The sequence below is a fragment of the Paraburkholderia acidisoli genome, from assembly GCF_009789675.1.
Classification (GTDB): domain Bacteria; phylum Pseudomonadota; class Gammaproteobacteria; order Burkholderiales; family Burkholderiaceae; genus Paraburkholderia; species Paraburkholderia acidisoli.
The window spans coordinates 91686-109679 of the sequence record NZ_CP046917.1; the positions used below are offsets into that span (position 1 = coordinate 91686).

Annotated in this window: 17 protein-coding genes and 1 pseudogene; 17 read left to right on the top strand and 1 reads right to left on the bottom strand. The window is 63.2% G+C overall.

All coding sequences use genetic code 11. The features are described from left to right. Positions 1-46 precede the first annotated feature (46 nt). The 4 genes and pseudogenes from FAZ98_RS34850 to FAZ98_RS34865 all read left to right on the top strand — a co-directional run bounded on the left by FAZ98_RS34850 (position 47) and on the right by FAZ98_RS34865 (position 3698). On the top strand, positions 47-259 hold the full coding sequence (locus FAZ98_RS34850) for a DUF3717 domain-containing protein (RefSeq protein ID WP_325073090.1): 213 nt from the start codon (positions 47-49) through the stop codon (positions 257-259). Positions 260-410: 151 nt separating this feature from the next. Beyond that, positions 411-1432: pseudogene (locus FAZ98_RS34855) on the top strand (ATP-binding protein). Positions 1433-1564: 132 nt separating this feature from the next. Then, the gene (locus tag FAZ98_RS34860) at positions 1565-2488 is read left to right on the top strand and encodes a hypothetical protein (RefSeq protein ID WP_158958913.1); all 924 of its coding nucleotides are present in this window, start codon (positions 1565-1567) and stop codon (positions 2486-2488) included. Positions 2489-2507: 19 nt separating this feature from the next. After that, positions 2508-3698, top strand: coding sequence for a vWA domain-containing protein (locus tag FAZ98_RS34865; RefSeq protein ID WP_158959072.1), 1191 nt, complete (start codon positions 2508-2510; stop codon positions 3696-3698). A gap of 65 nt (positions 3699-3763) precedes the next feature. On the opposite strand, the gene FAZ98_RS34870 is transcribed toward FAZ98_RS34865, so the two are convergent. Beyond that, positions 3764-3949 carry a CsbD family protein gene (locus FAZ98_RS34870; protein WP_158958915.1) on the bottom strand — a complete coding sequence of 62 codons (186 nt, stop codon included), beginning with the start codon at positions 3947-3949 and terminating at the stop codon, positions 3764-3766. A 274-nt stretch (positions 3950-4223) separates the two neighbouring features. Between FAZ98_RS34870 and FAZ98_RS34875 the strand changes: the two genes are divergently transcribed. From FAZ98_RS34875 to FAZ98_RS34935, 13 genes are all read left to right on the top strand, one after another. Further along, positions 4224-5270, top strand: a complete 1047-nt coding sequence (locus tag FAZ98_RS34875) for a CpaF family protein (RefSeq protein WP_158958917.1) — start codon at positions 4224-4226, stop codon at positions 5268-5270. Between the two features lie 21 nt (positions 5271-5291). Next, entirely contained in the window at positions 5292-5684 is a 393-nt protein-coding gene (locus tag FAZ98_RS34880) for a conjugal transfer protein TrbC (protein WP_158958919.1), read from the top strand. Continuing rightward, positions 5671-6003 carry a VirB3 family type IV secretion system protein gene (locus FAZ98_RS34885; protein WP_158958921.1) on the top strand — a complete coding sequence of 111 codons (333 nt, stop codon included), beginning with the start codon at positions 5671-5673 and terminating at the stop codon, positions 6001-6003. The genes FAZ98_RS34880 and FAZ98_RS34885 overlap by 14 nt, the downstream gene beginning before the upstream one ends. Positions 6004-6178: 175 nt before the next feature. Continuing rightward, complete coding sequence (locus FAZ98_RS34890) at positions 6179-8656, top strand: VirB4 family type IV secretion system protein (protein ID WP_158959073.1); 2478 nt, start codon at positions 6179-6181, stop codon at positions 8654-8656. 11 nt (positions 8657-8667) lie between these two features. Further along, on the top strand, positions 8668-9411 hold the full coding sequence (locus FAZ98_RS34895; RefSeq protein ID WP_233273048.1) for a type VI secretion protein: 744 nt from the start codon (positions 8668-8670) through the stop codon (positions 9409-9411). Between the two features lie 8 nt (positions 9412-9419). Then, positions 9420-10469: a type IV secretion system protein gene (locus tag FAZ98_RS34900; protein WP_158958923.1), complete on the top strand. Its 1050-nt coding sequence runs from the start codon at positions 9420-9422 to the stop codon at positions 10467-10469. Further along, positions 10466-11887 carry a TraI domain-containing protein gene (locus tag FAZ98_RS34905; RefSeq protein ID WP_158958925.1) on the top strand — a complete coding sequence of 474 codons (1422 nt, stop codon included), beginning with the start codon at positions 10466-10468 and terminating at the stop codon, positions 11885-11887. Before FAZ98_RS34900 ends, FAZ98_RS34905 begins: the two co-directional genes overlap by 4 nt. A 5-nt stretch (positions 11888-11892) precedes the next feature. After that, positions 11893-13764, top strand: coding sequence for a conjugative transfer system coupling protein TraD (gene traD, locus FAZ98_RS34910; RefSeq protein ID WP_158959077.1), 1872 nt, complete (start codon positions 11893-11895; stop codon positions 13762-13764). Positions 13765-13777: 13 nt separating this feature from the next. Next, positions 13778-14299 carry a hypothetical protein gene (locus FAZ98_RS34915; RefSeq protein WP_158958927.1) on the top strand — a complete coding sequence of 174 codons (522 nt, stop codon included), beginning with the start codon at positions 13778-13780 and terminating at the stop codon, positions 14297-14299. Then, the gene (locus FAZ98_RS34920) at positions 14256-14516 is read left to right on the top strand and encodes a hypothetical protein (protein WP_158958929.1); all 261 of its coding nucleotides are present in this window, start codon (positions 14256-14258) and stop codon (positions 14514-14516) included. Before FAZ98_RS34915 ends, FAZ98_RS34920 begins: the two co-directional genes overlap by 44 nt. A 40-nt stretch (positions 14517-14556) precedes the next feature. Next, positions 14557-15114, top strand: a complete 558-nt coding sequence (locus FAZ98_RS34925; RefSeq protein ID WP_325073088.1) for a DUF4400 domain-containing protein — start codon at positions 14557-14559, stop codon at positions 15112-15114. Between the two features lie 247 nt (positions 15115-15361). Beyond that, the gene (locus FAZ98_RS34930) at positions 15362-16219 is read left to right on the top strand and encodes an ATPase (protein ID WP_158958933.1); all 858 of its coding nucleotides are present in this window, start codon (positions 15362-15364) and stop codon (positions 16217-16219) included. A gap of 10 nt (positions 16220-16229) precedes the next feature. Next, positions 16230-17939, top strand: coding sequence for an ATP-dependent helicase (locus FAZ98_RS34935; protein WP_158958935.1), 1710 nt, complete (start codon positions 16230-16232; stop codon positions 17937-17939). Positions 17940-17994: the final 55 nt, after the last annotated feature.

Here is a 17994-nt window from a genome sequence, read left to right on the forward strand (position 1 = left end):
TGAAGGGAGCAACCCCATGACCCCCTTACCTCTCACGGTGACTGCGGTGACCATCGCGCAGATCGAAAGCGCGATTAATCACTGGCGTGAGCGCAGTCTGCCTGTCTCGCCGGATATCGACCCGGAAAATCTCGTGCTATGCGCGCAGGCGCGTGCATTGGCCGACGTCTACGGAATGATGATTTACCGCAGGCAGACGAGCGTCGAATTCTCGGCGCTCAGCGCGCAGCAACGCGACGCGCTTGCGGTCACGCTGTAACTACAGCTTTTTTCATTCGCTGCTTTCTCGCGCCCCAGACAACAGGGCGCATCGAACCGCCGCTCACGCGGCACCTCCACTCACCCCGCCGGGACACGCTCCCGCCGGGGACGTGACTCGCGCGGGTTTTCTCTTTCAAGGAAAACCTTCCATGCAAGTCAATGCTTCCCAGCTCAATTCCCTCCTGACCGCTTACGTCCCGAAACGGTTGCCGGTCCTCATTACCGGGCGGCCTGGCATCGGCAAGAGCGATATCGTCGCGCAGGTCTCCGATGCACTGGATCATGATCTGCTCATCAGCCATCCGGTTGTCGAAGACCCGACGGACTCGAAAGGTTTGCCGTTCGCGGCGCCGGATGGTCAGTCCGCGCGCTTCCTGCCTTTCGGCGATCTGGAGCGCGCCCTGCAACCGCGCAAGCGCCCTCTGATCTGGTTTCTCGATGATCTCGGGCAGGCCTCGCCAGCTGTGCAGGCCGCGAAGATGCAGCTGCTGCTCGCCCGTCGCATCGGCGAGCACCAGCTTCCCGATAACGTCTGGTTTCTTGCGGCCACCAACCGTCGCAACGACAACGCTGGCGTGAGCGGCATTCTCGATCCGCGCCGGGATTCGCCACCGTGGTGGAGCTCGAGGCCACGATCGAGGAATGGACAGCCCGGGCGGTCGCGAACAACGTACCGCCGGAGCTCATTGCCTTCCTGCGCTTCCGGCCGGATCTGCTGTCGGTCCACAAGACGTCGCGCGATATCGAGGCAACACCGAGCCCGCGCAGCTGGGGCTTTGTGGCGCGCACGATGGGCGTGGTGCCGAAGGATCTGGAGCTGATCTCGCACGCGGGTTCCGTGGGCGAAGGGGCGGCCACCGAGTTGATGGCGTTCATCCAGATTTACCGTGAGCTGCCGTCGCCGGCGGTGATTCTCGCCACGCCCGACGTCGCGCCGATTCCCGAGGCGCCGTCTGCGCTCTACGCGATCAGCGCGGCGCTCGCGATGTACGCGAACGAAAGCAATTTCGAACGCATCGTGACCTATACCGAACGGCTGATTGGTGCCGGGCTGAACGAGTTCGCGGCGCTGCTCGTAACCGACGCGCTGCGCAAGACGCCAGCGATCGCAAACACCCATGCCTTCATCAAGGCGCAGGGTGGGCCGGTCGGCAAGTTGATTCACGGCTGACGTTCCGTTTTTTTCGCTTCATTTCCCTTTCTTCGTTGTTCTGCCCGGCGGCGCGCTCTTCTCACGGGCACGCTCCGGCATCCCCATTTCCCTTTCCGATTTATCCATACCCCTTTTTTCTGGAGTCATTCCATGAACATCACCGATATTCAATCGCGCGTCATGCTCTGCTCGGTCACGATCTCGTCGTGGGTCGCGCGCCGTTTCGATCTCAAGGTCACCGAGGAAGTCGAAAGCCGTCACGACACCAAGGGCATCGGCCGTTTCAACAAGCGCCTGCTGCCGGAGAACGCTTCCAGCTTCAAGGAAGTCGTGTCGCTCGGCGGCCGTATCCGTCGCTACTTCTATGACCACACGCTGGAATACAACCAGTTGTCGGTGCGTCTGCTGCCGACCGGGATCTACATGGACTTCGCGGCGCAGATGCGCCGGATGAAAGACGAGTTCGATCTCGCGGTGCAGGTGTTCCTGACCGACTATCTGGACCTCAAGGAACAGGCCCGGCTGGAGATGAACGGCCTGTTCAACGAGGCGGACTATCCGACGCTCGCGCAGCTTGGCGAGAAGTTCGGTGTCCGCATGTCGGTGCTGCCGTTTCCCGATGCCAGCCAGTTCGGTGTCGACCTGCCCGAGGACGTGCTTACGAGCCTGCGCACTGAGATCGACCAGCATGCGCTGCGGTCGATCGAACACGCGAACCAGGACATTGTTCGCCGCCTCTATGACGCCGTGTCCGCGATGGCCAACCGGCTGTATGCGGCGGGCGGGGTTCGCATCGACGTGGCCGACAACGTGCGGGAACTGTGCGGACTGCTGCCGAAGCTGAATTTCAGCAACGACGCGCAGTTGAACCACATTCTGGAGCAGGCACAGCGGCATCTGGCGGTACATACCGGCGTGGAGTTGAAGGAGTCCGAGGTGCTCCGGTCGCAGGTGGCCGCCAGGGCCAACGAGATCGAGGAACTGATGGAGGCGTTCATGGGCGGCAAGCCGCAGTCGGCGATGCCGGCGGCGGGCACTGCGCGTACCGCAACGAATCTGCGCATTGCCGCGTGAGGTCGGTATGAACTCCCGTATCGATGCACGGATCTCGAAGCAGCGCGCGGCGCTCGTTCTGGACCAGCCATTCTTCGGGGCGCTCGCATTGCGCCTGAAGATCGTCGAAGACGCGACGTGCAAGACATTCTGGGTGGACGGGGCGGCGCTGGGCTACAACCCGGCGTACCTCGCCACGCTGAACGATCTCGAGTGTCGCGGCGCGCTGGCCCACGAGGTGCTGCATGTCGCCAACGGGCACTGCTTCCGGCAGGGCTCGCGCGATGGCAGGCGGTGGGATCAGGCCTGCGACTACGCGATCAACCCGATCGTGAAGCAGGCGGGCATGCTCCTTCCTGCTGGTCACCTCGACGACGCGCGCTTTCATGGCAAGTCGGCCGAGGAGATTTACGCGGTCCTCACGCAGGAGACGAGACAGAAGGAGAAGGAGAAGTCTGGCGGCAAACCCGGGGCGCAAGCCCCGGGCGAACAGCCGGCACCCGCGAACGGCGCGAACACACCGTCAGCGGCTCCCGAACCCGACGCCCCTTCCTGCGGCGAGGTCCGCCCTTATCCGGGGCCCGACAAACCGGTGAAAGAGACCGAATGGAAGGTGGCCACGCTTCAGGCAGCGAAAGCGGCGAAGATGCGCGGCAAGCTGCCCGGTGCCATGCAGTCGATGGTGGCGGTAGCGGCTGAGCCGTCGGTGGACTGGCGTTCGATCCTCATGCGTTTCGCGCAGCAAGTGACCAACGATGATTACAGCTTCGCGATGCCGAACCGGCGCTATCTGCATCTTGGCTTCTATCTGCCGTCGCTGCACTCGCCGGCAGTGGGCGATGCGGTGTTCGTTCGCGACAGCAGTGGCTCGGTGTTTGGCGAGACGCAGGCGCAGTTTGCGGCCGAGATCGTGCACGTCGCTGAAGTCGTACGGCCAGCGCGGCTGATTGTGATGGATTGCGACACACGCGTCACGCAGGTGCAGGTGTTCGAGCGGGGCGACCCGATCGAGCTGGCGCCGGTGAGGGGCGGCGGCGGAACGTCGTTCGTCGATCCGTTCCGACGGCTGGAGGAGGAAGGCTTCAATCCGGCGTTCCTCGTCTACCTGACGGACATGGAGGGCCGGTTCCCGGATGCGATGCCGTCGTATCCCGTACTGTGGGCATCGACCACCCCGCTGCGGCGCGCGCGGCTGGCGCCGTTCGGTGAAGTCGTGGAGGTGATCGTCTGACCCAGAAAGTTTTTTTTCTCCACGCCCGGCTCATTTGAGCCGGGCTTTTCGCGACTGCAAAGCGCTTAGCGATCCTTCTTCAGATCGTCAGCGGCGTCCTTCAGGTCGCCTACCTTCTTCTGGGCCTCGCCCTTGGCCTGCTGCACGTCTCCCTTGAGCTCCTGCTCCGGATCGTCCGTGGCGCGGCCGACGGCCTCGTTCACCTTGCCCTTCACCTTCTCGACGGTTCCCTCGACGTGATCCTTGTTCATGATGATTCTCCAGTAGTAGGCGACACGAGCGTCGCGGTGTGAGCCATACCGCATGCATCGTTCCCGCGTGAATCAGGACGGCTCGGCATGCGATCCGGATGGCCGGAAAGCTGCACAAAAAGTGGAGCTTTCCGCAAAAAGCGCAGCAGGCGCATGCACCCGGACCCGGTAACTCTGGAGCCCGGGGGCGAAGGGGGACGAAATACAAAAAAGCTGTGGAATATGGCGACCCTTTTGGTCTTCCGTGGCGTCGCCGCGCCGGAAAAATAGCTGCATGTCCGACCTCGCCGACAATCCGCTGCTGCGATTCAACCGCCTCGAAAAGAGTGCGGTCGATCTCTTCTTTGCATCGCTCAAGCCACTGGCCGAATACCTGGCTGCCCCCGACGTGGCGGAGGTGATGGTCAATCGGGCTGACGATATCTGGATCGAGCGCCGCGGCGCGCTGTGCCGTCTCGATCTCGCGATCCATCCGGCGATGCTTAACGGCGCGATCCACGCGCTGGCGTCGTCCGTCGAAAAGTCCGCAAAGGCAGGGACCGCCCAGGGGATCCTGAACGCGGGCCATGCCAACCTGCGTATCGCGACTGTCATGCAACCGACGGCCATCAATGGCGACGCGTTTGCCATCCGCAAACACCGGGACCGCAACCTGTCGCTCGACGATTACGTCCGCGCAGGGGCGTTTTCGCTTGTGCACGCGCGAACGGCGAAGGAGGCCGAATTCTTGCCGCCCGGCGCGCAGAACGACGATCTCAGGCAGGCATTGCGCGACATCGTGCGCGCCCGCAAAAACATCCTGGTGGCTGGCGGTACTTCTTCGGGCAAGACCACGCTGCTGAACGCGATCGGCGCCGAGATACCGGATGTGGATCGCGTCATCACCATCGAGGACACGGCGGAACTCAAGCTCACCGTGCCGAACCTGCTGCGCCTGCTCTCGAATGCCGACACGGGCGTGACCACACAGATGCTCGTCGCGCTGTGCCTGCGCTTTCGTCCCGACCGCATCGTGGTCGGCGAAGTGCGGGGCGGCGAGGCCTACGACTTCATCCAGGCGCTGAACACCGGCCACGACGGTGGCCTGGGTTCGATCCATTCGAGCGACGCGCGTGGCGGTCTGCGACGGCTGGAGAGCCTTGCGATGCTCGGCGTGCCGCCAGGCACGCGCTGGGATATCGCCGATCTGCGCGAGAACATCGCCAGCTGCTTCGATTACGTCATCCACATGCGCCGCACGGGCGAGCTGCGGCATGTCTCCGAAATTCTCGAAGTCCGCGGGTCGGACAACGGGCAATACAACCTCAAACGCGTTTTCTAAACCACCGGAGTGGACCATACGATGAAGTACCCTTTGCTGTCCCCCCTTCGACGCGCCGCCGTTTGCGCAGTCGCCAGCGCGCGAGCCGCATGCGCACACTTGCTCGCACGCCGCGAAATCCGCACGACGCTCATTGCCGCGGGCTTGAGCATGATCGCGCCGATGGCCAATGCCGTCGACCTGTCCGATCTGGGTTCCGCGACCGATGTGATCTGCCTGGTTTCCAGCTGGATCAGCGGCCCGTGGCTCTTCGGTATTGGTCTGGTGGTGATCATCGTTGCATTCATCGCGATTGCAACGTCGGAGAGCACGATCGCCAAGGTCCTGTCGACCGCGCTTGCCGGTATCGGCTTCGCAGCCTGCGCGGTGCCGATCCTGCAGAACCACTTCAAGATCAGCTATGTCTGCACGTGAGCGCGTCAAGGTCAGCCGCTCGCTGTCGCTGCCGCGTCAGATCGGCGGTGCGGATCGAGTGCTCGCGATGGGCAACGGTCTCATCACGGTGCTGCTGTGCTACTCGTGCGGCTTCGATCTCGTCATGCTGCCCGCGTTTCTCGCCCTCGGCGTCGGTGTGCACGTGTTCCTGCGCTGGATGAGCGCGCGCGATCCGTGGTGGCGGCTGGTGCTGATTGTCTATGGCCGCTATCCCGACGTGCATGAGCCGTCGCCAATGCACCGGTCGTCGGCGCGTTTCCGCCGTCCGTATGGCTTCGATCAGGATCTTTCATGCTGATGCCTTCAAAAAGCACGTCCACCGGCGAAGACGCTGCGTCGCCCGTCACGCCCGTCGTCGTGACGCCCGAGCACCTCATTTGTCCGGCCGGTTCCATGCTCGCGCTGTGCACGTTCGTGGGGTTTGGCCCGACAACGCAGAGCGCGGTGCAGTCCGCTGTCGGGGACCTCGCCCCATGACGCTGAAACCCGCACGGCTCGGCGCGCTCAAGCGTGGCCCGATTCACGAGATCGCGCCGTGGGCGACGATGGTGACCCCCGAGCTTGTTCTGGGCAAGGACGGCTCGTTACTGACCTCGTTCACGTTCGACGGCATCGACGCCGACAGCCCGAACGTGGGGGATATCACCGCAGCCCGCAACAATCTCGATAACGCCTGCAAGAATTTCGATCACCGCGTGACCGCCTGGTGGCGGCTCTCGCATCGCCGGATGAAGGGCGCGATCGAGGGCGATTTCGCATCGCCGCTCGATGCCCGTATCGACGAGATCAACCAGCAGATGACGAAGAGCGGGCTGTATTTCCGCAATTCGCATTCGCTCTCGCTCGCGTTCACACCGGAAACCGGCATCAACCGGTTCTTCGAGAAGGTCGGCTACCACCTCAAGGTGGGCGGCAAGCCGTTGCCGGTTGCGATCTTCGAGGCGATCCGCGACCAGCTGCTCACACGCAACGCCTTCGTCTTCGACATCGACCAGATCACGGCCGACATCCGGCGCTTCGAGGGCATTCTCGACGCGTGGCGCGGCGGGGTCGGCCGTTTGAAGATGAAACGGCTTGAGCTGCAAAACGCGCTCGCTTACCTGCACCAGACAGCGAACCCGTCCGTGCCGCCGCGCCGCGTGCGTTACCCGGTGACGATGCTCGACACGCATCTGACCGAATCGGTCGTGACGTATGGCGCCGAGCACCTGCTTTTCGAGTCGGCGCACGGCAAGCGCTTCGCGAAAATCATCGCCGTGAAGGAATGGCTGGGGTTCCAGGAAGCCGCGCTCGACGTGCTCTACGACGTGGATGCCGAGCTCGATATCTGCGTGATGTACCGCTTCCTGAACACGACGCGCGCCGAGCAGTTCATCAAGTCCGTGCGCAAGTTCTACAAGGTTGCGGCAATCAACCCGTGGGCAATGGTCAAGCAGTACCTCACGAAGGAACAGGAAAAGAACGACAAGGGCCGCGAGACGCTAGCCGGCGAGGCCGAGGATGCACTGTCGCGCCTGCAGGCGGACGGGCAGCAGTTCGGCTACGCGAACATCTCGATTGTCGTCTACGGCGACACGATGGAGGAGTGCGACCAGGCGACGTCCGACGTCGTCGGCCGGATCAGCAACGCCGGCTTTGGCGTGGTGCTCGAAGAACGCAATCTCGGCGCGGCATGGGCCTCGACCCTGCCGGGCCGATGGGACCAGCAGAAGCGCCTCCAGTTCGTTGAGACGGCGGCGGTGTCGGATGTCGCGCCGCTGCGCGGCGTGCCCGAAGGGGCGGAGGTCAACGAGTGGCTGACCCAGCAGTTCGGCCGCAGGACCGGCCCGGTCACGATGCTCCCCACGCGGCACCGCACGCTCCAGCGTGTCGTGCTGCATCACCCGAGCGGCCGCGCGCATCTGCTCGTCGTTGGCCCCAATGGCGCAGGCAAGACGATCCTGCTCAATTTCCTGCTGTCGCAGATGGCGCGGCACGACGCGCGCCGCATCCGGTTCGACAAGGAACGCTCGACACGCATACCGACTGTGCTCTCGGACGGCCACTTCATCGACATCACCGGGCGTTATCAGGCGGCGACCAGCGTGAACCCGCTCTCCCTGCTTTCCGATAGCCGCCATTACGAATATGTCGCGACCTGGGTGCAGATGGCGATCGAGGATGAAGACTTCCGGTGCACACCGCAGCAGCAGCGCGAAATCTTCGCCAAGGTTTCGACGCTGGGCGATGGCTACGATCCGGAATTCTGGACGCTCTCCTATCTGACCACACTGCTGTCGGCCGAACTGCGCGAGCGGCTTCGCATCTGGACGAAGGGCGAGAAGAACGGACAGTACTTCGATCACGTCGATGACGCGTTCGCCCTCTCGGAGAACCTGTCCATCGAGTGCGGCGATCTGTTCCAGAACAACCCGGAAGCCGCGCTCCTGTTCACCGATCTCGCGTTCTATCGGATCTCGCAATGGCTCGACGGCAAGCGCTTCACGGTGATCGAAGTGGAGGAGTGCGGGTTCTTCTTCATGTATCCGCGCTTCTACGCGCGCCTGGAGCTGTGGGCGGTGACGATCCGGCGTCTTAACGCCATGCTCGCGCTCGCGACCCAGTCGCTCAAGCAGCTCGAGCGGGTGCCTAACTTCGAGATCCTGAAAGAGCAGTTGCAGAACATCGTGTATCTCGCGAACCCGGACGCGCGCAGCAACCGCGCGCTGTACGCGGACATCTTCGGGCTGTCCGATGGCCAGATCGGCCAGATCGCCGATGCGGTGCCGAACCGCGACTACCTGTGGGTGACGCCCGGCAGCTCGCGAATGCTGCAGACGAGCTTCGATAAGGAGACGCTGGCGGCGCTGCGCGCCGACGGGCGCGCACAGGCGATCCTCGACCGGCATTTTGCGTCGGGCGCTGTGAACTGGCGCGACAACTACATGCAGGAAATGCTCACTCTCGAATGACAGGTGAATCCGTGAAAAAGATCCTTTTGCGCACCGTTTTTATGCTGGCCACCGTAGGTGGCCTGGCGTCGCCCGCTCATGCGCTGATCGTGTTCGATCCGACAAACTACAGCCAGAACATGATTACGGCAGCGAAGGCCGTGCAGGGCGAGATCTACCAGAACACCAACATCCTCTACCAGTACCAGATGATGTCGAACCAGCTGCTTCAGGCCGTCAACCTGAACCCGGCAGCGATGAAGGCGCAGTACGACGAGATCACGGCCGACATCAAACAGGTGTCCGGTTATGTCACAACGCTCAACAGCCTTTACGGCGACCTTCAGCAGGGCGAGCAGTACATCACGCACGTGCAGAACCTCATCTCCACTTCGGGCAAATCGCCGTCGCAGTGGCTCTCGGACATGAATAGCCTGTACAAGCAGGGTGACGCCAACGCAACGCGCCTTTTCCAGCTTGGCAACGATGTGGCTTCGCACACGCAGACGCTGGCCCAGCGCCGCGCCGACCTGCAAACCCAGTTGTCACTCAGCCCGACCCAGCAGGCCACCGCCCAGCTCACGACCCACTATCTCGATATCGTGTCGAGCCAGATGTCGGACCTGCTCAACATGTACTCGGCGAAGACGCAAAACGACGCCCAGCAACAGGCGATCAGCAGCGCATCGGCGGAGAACCGCGCTGCGGCAGCGCAGGCGTTCACGACGCAGCAGGACGCCGAGCGTGCTGCACTTGACGCGCTACCGACGAACTGAGAAGCGACATGCGAATCACACGCGCGCTGCTGGTCGCGCTCACTCTCGGCTTTTTTGCCATACTCAGCGTGACAGCACGCGCTGACGACACGCCGGCCGGTGGCCAGCAGATCACGCTCACGCAAAGCGGCGCGACGATCAGTGTGCCCTCGACAGGCGACGATACGGTGGGGGCCACGGTCAAGGCGGGCGAGATTGCAAACGGCGCGGCCAAAGCGTCTGCGCAATTCGCGAGCCTTTTCAATGCCGTGATTCCGGCTGCGGTCACGGCCAGCCAGAGCCTGAAGCCGGAGGCGGACAAGTTTGCCGCGGGTCTGGGCCTGATCACGATCGTTCTGGCATTTGTCCGGTACGCGGCAACACGCGATCCCGTGACCGCGTGGGTCACGGTGTTCGAGGAACTGGCGACCCTCGGCATTTTTGCGTCGATCTACGTTGGTTACCAGACCTTCGCGCCAGGGTTCTATAACTGGTTTCAGTCGCTGGCAAGTCTCATCCAGGCGGGCGCCGGGCAGGGCGTTTCGGCATCAATTGGGGCCGCCGCGGGTGCTGCTTTTGAGGCAACTATCAAGGCGTATCAGGGCACGCACTGGTACGAATACATCGCGCTGACGATCTCTCTCGCACCGCTCGGCATTGCCTGGATTGTGCTGATGCTCACAAGCGTCGTGTTCGCGTTCATGAACAACCTTGGGGAGATCCAGGCTGCTGCAGGCATCGTCATGGGTCAGATCGCGGTGGCGCTGGGCTTCTCATCCTTCACGCGTGGGTATTTCAAGACCTGGCTCGACTGGATGATCAGTGCGGGCATGTACTGTGTCATCAGTGCGATTCTCGCTCGCCTCGTGACGGGGTCGCTAAGCGCCGCGATCACGGCGGCGACGGCGAACGGCCTGTCTACGTCGTACGGTGCGACATACGTCATGGACCTGTCGCTGTTCATCTTCCTGCTCTCGTTTGAGATCCCGAAAATGGCGGGCATGTTCGGCGGGGGCGCCAACGCGTCCGGATCGCTCATCAAGAAGGCGGCGAGTGTCGCGACCGGAGGCGTACTTTGACCGCGCCGGGACAGTATGAGGCGCTTGATGCAGAGGCGTTGCTGGACCAACACAATCGTCGCGTGGCGCTCATCCGGCAGGCGGCCAACGAGGCGCGCGACGAGGACTACTGCACGCGCTGGCGTGACGTTCTCGTGCGTTGCGCCGCGTGGTTCTCGAGCCTTCCGTATTCGCCGACGCTCTACCGTGAGCCCGCCGGGGCGTTCCGGTGCACGGTCGAGACGGCCTTCTATGCGATGCGGCTGGCCGGGGGGCAGAAGTTCGGCACCAGTCTCCCGTCGGAAAAGCGGCGCGTGATCGAGCCGCAGTACAACCATGCAGTGTTTCTCGCCGCGGTGTGCTCCGGGCTTGACGAGCCTTACCGGCACTTCATCGTGACGCGCAAAAGCGACCGGGCGCAGTGGAACCCGGCCGGTCACGGCGCACTGGGTCCGTGGCTCGCTGGCAGTACCTATGCCTTGCACCGGCGCGATACGCCGTTGCCGGTCGAGCGCATGCGCACGGCGCTGTTCGCGCAGAACCTGATCGAGCAGTCGCTGCTGGCCGGATACGAAGCCTCCGTGCTCTCGGAGCTTTTTGGGGCGATCAATCCGGTCGACCGGCCACAGGGCAACGAATCGCTGGTGCACAAGGTCGTGCGCCAGGCCGTCGGTGTCGCGGCCGATTTTGACCGCAAGGCACAGCAGGGCGTATTCGAGCCAGTCCACTATGCGGTTCCGACCGCCGTCCAGGTCGCGGCGGCTGTGCAGCCCGCGCCGGCAACCGCAGCCTCTCCCTCAGCCGCGCCGGCGACGGAACCCGCAAACGTGCAGCCGCCGCCGGCTGCAACTGTGAGTGCAGCCGTCTTGCAGACCGCCGCACCGGATGCGCCGGTGCCCGGGCAAGCGATGCCGTCTACATCACCGGCGGCCGCCGCCGAAGGCGAAGGAGCAGCGGCCGTGAAGCTCTCCACGGGGCCGGCCGACACCGAGCCTGCGAATGGGGGAGTGGACGCGACCGCAAGCGCCAGCGAGCCCGGGAGAGGGGCATCGAAGCATGATCCGCAACTCGGGCTGCCGTTTGCAGGAGACATAACGCCTCCGCCCCCCGTGGATCCCTCGGCCATGCGCGTGCCGACTTCACGTGTCGAGACGGCCGCGCCGCCGGCGGCCTTCGACGAGGTGCTCCAGGGGATGCCGAACATGATCCGCGACTTCTTCAGGGCGTTGCGCGAGGACGTCGCAACAGGAAAGTCGAAAGTCGAATGGACGGATAAGGGACTGGCGATCTCGAAGCGCCTTGTCGGCAGCTTCGGCGTCGCGAGCGACACCCTCGTTGAACACCTTCGCCGCCGTGGGCTGGTCGTCTCGAACGTGCAGACCGAGATCGTGCTGGCGGTGCGCGCCGGAGAGCTGATTCTGGAGCGCGCTGACGCATGAACGCGATCACAGGGTATATCAACCATTTCCGTCCGGTCTACGAAACGCGGGCGTGGCTCGTCTGGCTGCTGGCGTTTGTCCTGCTGCCAGTCTCGGGGATGCCTGACTGGTGGGCGTTCGAACTGCTCATCCTCGCGGCGGCAATGCTGCGTGGCACTCAGGTCTGGAAAGCCCTGCGTTTCCGCATGGCGATATCGACCAAGTGGCTCTCCACGCTGCCCGTATCGAGACTGTTCGCGCTGCAGAAGAAGATGCGGGCGGAGTCGAACTCGATGTATCTCGGCACAGGGTTCGAATGGACCCAGAAGCACTGCCAGATCGCGCACGACATCCTTCGCATGCCCACGACCGACATTCCGGGGTTGCCGAAGTGGCTCGGGAAGACGCGCCACGGCCGGCAGATCGAGGAAGCGATCGAAAAGATCTTCGCGCCGGCCGACAGCATCCGGGACCGCGAGCCGCAGGGCGTGTCGTGGATTCATGGCATGGAGCCGGACAAGGTGACGGTGCCGTTCCACTACAAGGCGATGGGCGCGCACACCGCGGTCGGCGGCACGACGGGCGCGGGTAAGACCCGCACGTACGAGGTGATCTCGACGCAGGTCATTCATCTGGGCGACGTACTGATCGTCATCGACCCGAAGAACGACAAGGACTGGAAGGCGCGCGTGGAGCGCGAATGCGCGCGCGCGGGGCGCAAGTTCCTCTATTTCAGCCAGGCCAAGCCGCTGGAATCGATACGCCTGAATCCGCTGGAGAACTGGTCGCAGCCGTCGGAAATTCCCGGCCGCATCGCGCAGCTCATGGAAGAGGGGCCGTTTCGTGATTTCGCGTTCCTGTTCATCGACCGCGCGGTCAAGGGCGAGCTGTATGTCGGTGACAAGCCTAACCTGCGCTCGATCCTGAAGTACGCCCAGGCTGGCGTCGCCATCCTTCTTGAGCGTAGTCTCACCCGCTTTTTCCAGGATGCGGGGCTCACCAACTGGGAGGAGCTCGTTGCCACGACCATTAACCAGATTGGCGGCCGCCCCGGCAGCGTGACGCCCGTGGACGCGATGGCGCTGCTCTACAACGAGCGGTTTGCCCGCCACGACCACGGGAACGAGGCCATTGATGGCCTGATCGCCACGCATACGCACGATCGTGACCATTACACGCGCGTGATCGCGTCGGTGATGCCGCTGCTCCAGATGCTGGCCACCGGGGAGACCGGGCTCATGCTCGCACCCAAGGTCGACGACTTCGAGGACGAGCGCGAAATCTGGGACATCGATCGCATCATCAAGCAGAAGGCCGTGCTCTACATGGGCTTCGACTCGTTGTCGAATTCGATCGTCCAGAAGGCCATCGCGTCCATGGTGCTGGCGGACGTGGCTGCCGTGTGCGGTGCGATCTACAACTTCTACAAGGAAACGCCCGACGTCGTGCTGATGATCGACGAGGTGGCCGAGGCGATCAACGAACAGGTCATCCAGATCCTCAACAAGGGCCGCGGCGCGGGCTTCAAGGCGTTTGTGGCGTTCCAGACGCGTTCCGACCTCGAAGCGAAGCTCGGCAATGCTTCCAAGATGCTTCAGGTTTTGGGCAATCTCAACAACCAGATCATCCTAAGATTGGAAGACACCGACACCGCGAAGTGGTTCTCGGAAAAGGTAGGGGACACCGTCATCCGCAACATCCAGGTATCGGGCGGCACAAGTCGTGGCAGCGAGGGGCATCTGGGCGAGTTCAACGGAAGCATCACACGCTCGCTGCAGCAGGAGACCGCACCGCTCATCCCGACCGCGCTGATCCAGCGTCTTCCCAACCTTCAGTACTTCCTGCGTATCTCCGGTGGCGCGGTGTATCAGGGCCGTATTCCAATCCTTCAGGGCTAAATCCAGCAAACACATGAATTCGACCGTGTTCAAGAAAATCATCCGTGAAAACAGGCTGTCGTCGCGGCTCGTGCCCGTCTTTACCCTCGCCCCCGAGCTCGAGCTGGCGTGCACGCGCCTGGCCGATTTCATCGGCGAGCGTTTCGTGGGGGAACGGGAGCCACTCCTTCGCGAAATGCTCGAAGACGGCCTCGACGCGTACAAGCGGGTACGCAAGACTGGCGAGCCGCACGTCGCGTTCATGCGCGGGCTGTTCCAGCGCGCGCATCTGCTGTACGCGCGTCGCTACGTTGCGCGCGAGGGAGACCGCGTGCACGTCTGGTCCCCGATGTTCGAGGCTGTCACAGAGTTCGAAGCGCGTTATGGAGAGGGTGTGACGGAAATGATCGACGAGGCCTGCCCGGAGCGGATCACGCCGAAAACCGCTGCCTTCCAGCTCGCCGCGCGGGCATTGAACGGCGAAAGCTTCCGTCTCTACTTCGAGGACTACGATGTCGCTCACGACTACGCTGATCTCGAAGCTGTCGGGGCTTGACGAGATCGATGCGAGGCGCATCATGCTGTCGGTGCGCGCGCAGGACGATCTGACCGCCATGCCGCCCGCGGAGTTTCGCGGCGGGCGATCTGCGCGTGCGTGGGCACTGGCGGTTGTGATGGCCCGAAATCCGGTGCGATTCTGGATCGGGCTGGCGGGTCTGCTGGTGTTCCCGGCGTATCTGATCTTCCAGGTCGGAGCGTGGATCCATGGCTAGCGGGAGCCGCTTCGTCAGCCATGTTAAATGGTGGTTTATCGTGCTTCCGCTGCTCGCGTGCGTGATTCTCCCGGCCGTGCCCGATCGCGCGCTCTTTGAGATCAGCGACGCGGAATCGCAGTCGGTGGCACACGCACTTGGCGACGATCGCGCAGCGGCGGCAGTTGACGCAACGAACGCGTCGTTCCGGCGCATGTTTGTCAACACGGGGGCGGTGCAGGCGACGCTTGACGCAGGCGGTGACGACGAGCTCGACGCCGACGGCATGCACAGTTTCGCGCGGACGTGGGCCCGGCAGTTCTGGATGCTCGTCTACCGAGTGATTTATCGGGCGGTCGTGATGCATACGTGGCTGGTGGGAATCCTGCTGCTTTGCATCGCTGCAACCGTCGACGGCGCTGTACGACGCAAGATCCGGGCGGCGGCGGCTGGCTTCGCCAGTCCCTTGAAATTTCATCTGGCTGTCCATGCGCTGCTGGTGACAGCAGGCATCGCCTTCGTTGTGCTTCTTCTACCCGTGCCGCTTGTTGCGCAAAGCTGGACCGCGCTCGCGGTGTTGCTGCCGCTGCTGCTGTGGGTCGCCAACTCGTCGACGTGACACGGTAGTTGCCGTCGTTATCGATCTCGTTCCGGAAAGCTCGCGAATTTCGCGAGCTTTTTGCGTTTTGGGGCGCAGGCGACTGCGCCACGCACGGCGATCGTGCTGGCGAACGATGTCGCGGCCGCCGCTCCGATCCACAAAGGCGCTTTAATCTGCCGCGTTTTCGCGGTCCCCGATGACGCAAGGTCGCAACAATAGGAGGTGCCGCGCGCTGGTGCGCGTGCAATTTCCTCAGGATCGACCCATGAGCACCCTCAACGAAGAGACGACTAAGATCGATGCGGCAGGCAGCAATAATCCGGCGGTTGCGTCCGCCGCCCCGGCTGGCCTGGACGACAATCGCGCGGTGACCGATGGCGCGGACGATCACGAACTCGAAGACGAACTGCAGCGTATGGAAAGCGACGCTGCGACGCTGCATCGCGAGGGCATGATCTCCGAAAGTGAGGCGGACGAAAAGCGCGAACAGGTCGCACGCACGCGCAAGCTTTTCCGCGAACTGCCACCGGCCGAGCGTGCGGCGATCATCCGCCGGCGCCGCGAGATCGGGCGCATCCTGCTGGACCGGCAGCTCACGGGCGCGGCCATCGTGCCTGCGGCGGTCCGTCTGAACCATACGCGCCTGCGCCCGCTCTTCGAACAGTGGTGGCCGTACCTTAACCGCATGAGCATCAACATGCAGCGTTTCGGCCGCTCGACCTTCGGCGAGCAGGACATGTCCACGGTCAACGCGTTCTTCGACAAGCAGCTCGACGGCCTTGAAGCCTACGTGACCGAGCAGTTTGAAGTGTCGGAGAGCTTTCGCGAGCGCACGAAGCGCGAGATGGTGGGGCGTGGCGACATCGTGTTCGAGCCGTCGGTGACCAAGCCGTCGCTCGCGATCGAGGTGGAGGCGTATTCGCGCTTTTCTATGCGCCTGCTGTCCGTCATCACGCGCTTTGACCGCGTGATGGACCACTTCGACTTTCTCGTGTGGAACGGCGTACGCGACCAGGGCGACGTCGACGAGGAGGTTGGGCGCTTCCTGCGCAAGTTCCATCCGGTCGGCGTGCGCGGGTATATGACCCATCTGCGCCTGATGACAACGGTTCGCGCGATCTAGGCGCCCGGCTATGCTTGAGGGGCTGAATCCGCAGCAGCTGGAGGTGGCGCAGGCGCGGCGGCATTGTCTGGCCGTTGCCTGTCCGGGCGCGGGCAAGACGAAGACCATCGCGGCCAAGGCGGCGGCACTGCTCGCGGAACCCGGCGCGCGCGTCGGCGCCGTGACATTCAGCAAGGACGCTGCGATTGAATTGCGGGATCGCATTCTCAAGCTGGCGGGCGCGGGTGCGAAAACTCGCCTCGTGGCGGGCACATTCCATTCGCTCGGATTCCGGCAGATCCAGAAGTCGGGGCGCAAACGCGATATCGCGTCCGACGGCGACCGGACCGGGCTGCTGATTCGCGTGCTCGCGGAAACGGGCCTGAACTGGAAAGTCGAGGAGGCTGTGCCGGTCATCGAGCAGTTGAAGACAGGTATTACGCACGCGATCGACGGCTCGCCCGAGGCAATCCTGTATGCCGCCTACGAAGAGGCGCTCGCGCGCAACGACAAGATCGACTTTCAGGACATGCTGCGGCTGTCGATCGCCGGCATGGAGTCGGGCGACATCGAACCCTACGCGTTCACCCATCTGCTCGTTGACGAGTTCCAGGATACCGACCCACTACAGTATCGCTGGGTCGAACTGCACGCACAGGCTGGAGCCTGCGTGACGGTCGTCGGAGACGATGACCAGAGCATCTATGGCTTTCGTGCTGCGATGGGTTATCGTGGCATGGAGGGCTTCGCCTCCAAGTTCGAAGCGCAACGCGTCATTCTCGACAGCAATTACCGGTGCCGCGCCGAAATTCTCTCGGCCGCGGACCGGTTGATCCAGCACAACACGGACCGCATCGCGAAGATCCTCTACGCGGACAGAGGCGAGGGCGGTACGATCGTCGCGCGTCGCTTTAACGACGAGTATGACGACGCGGCGGCCGCCGTCGAAACGCTCCAACCACGACTGCACGCGGGCCAAATGTGCGCGATCCTGGCGCGCACGAACCGCGTGCTGGACGCGATTGAGTCGGTGTGCCGCTCGTATGGCGTGAAGTACTACCGAGCCTCGGGTCGCTCGGTCCTGGATCAGCCGGAGGGCGCGCTCATGTGCAATCTCCTGCAGATCGTGCAGCGCGTGAAGCTTAATGGTCTGGATGCTGTGCTCGGCTATGCCGGCATGAGCACGCGCGACCTGACCGCGCTGCACAACGCCATGGGCGCGACGCTCGTGCAGAGACAGAAGAAAGATCTCGTCGCGCTGGGCCTGAGCGAGGAGACGGCTACGGCCTATCGTGGGTTCATGAAGCGGCTGGCGGAATGGCAGTCGCTTTGCGAGCGGCAGTTTCATTCGTTGACGCTTGAGGGTGTGCGCGAGTGGATGATGACGTACGTGCGCAAGGAAACGGCTGAGCGAGCGCTGCAGGCCACCTACGACGTGATATCGCGCCTCAATGGCACGTTCGCGGAGCGCATCGAGTTCCTGAAGCGTGCGAACAACGAGCCTGCGGAAGACGCACTGGTGCTCACGACAATGCACAGCTCGAAAGGGCTGGAATGGGACCACGTCTGGATCACGCGCGCCGAAGAGAACGTTGTTCCGGATCTGAAAAGTCCCGAGTCGGAAGAGCGTCGGCTGTTCTACGTCGCGATGACACGCGCGAGAGAGACGCTCGTCATCAGTTCGATTCGCAAAAATCCCGCCTCCCGCTTCATTTGTGAGGCTCAAGTCCCCGAGACATAGGATCGGGCAATAGCCGCTCTTGAAACGCCATCGATTCAATGCAAGCGAAAACGGA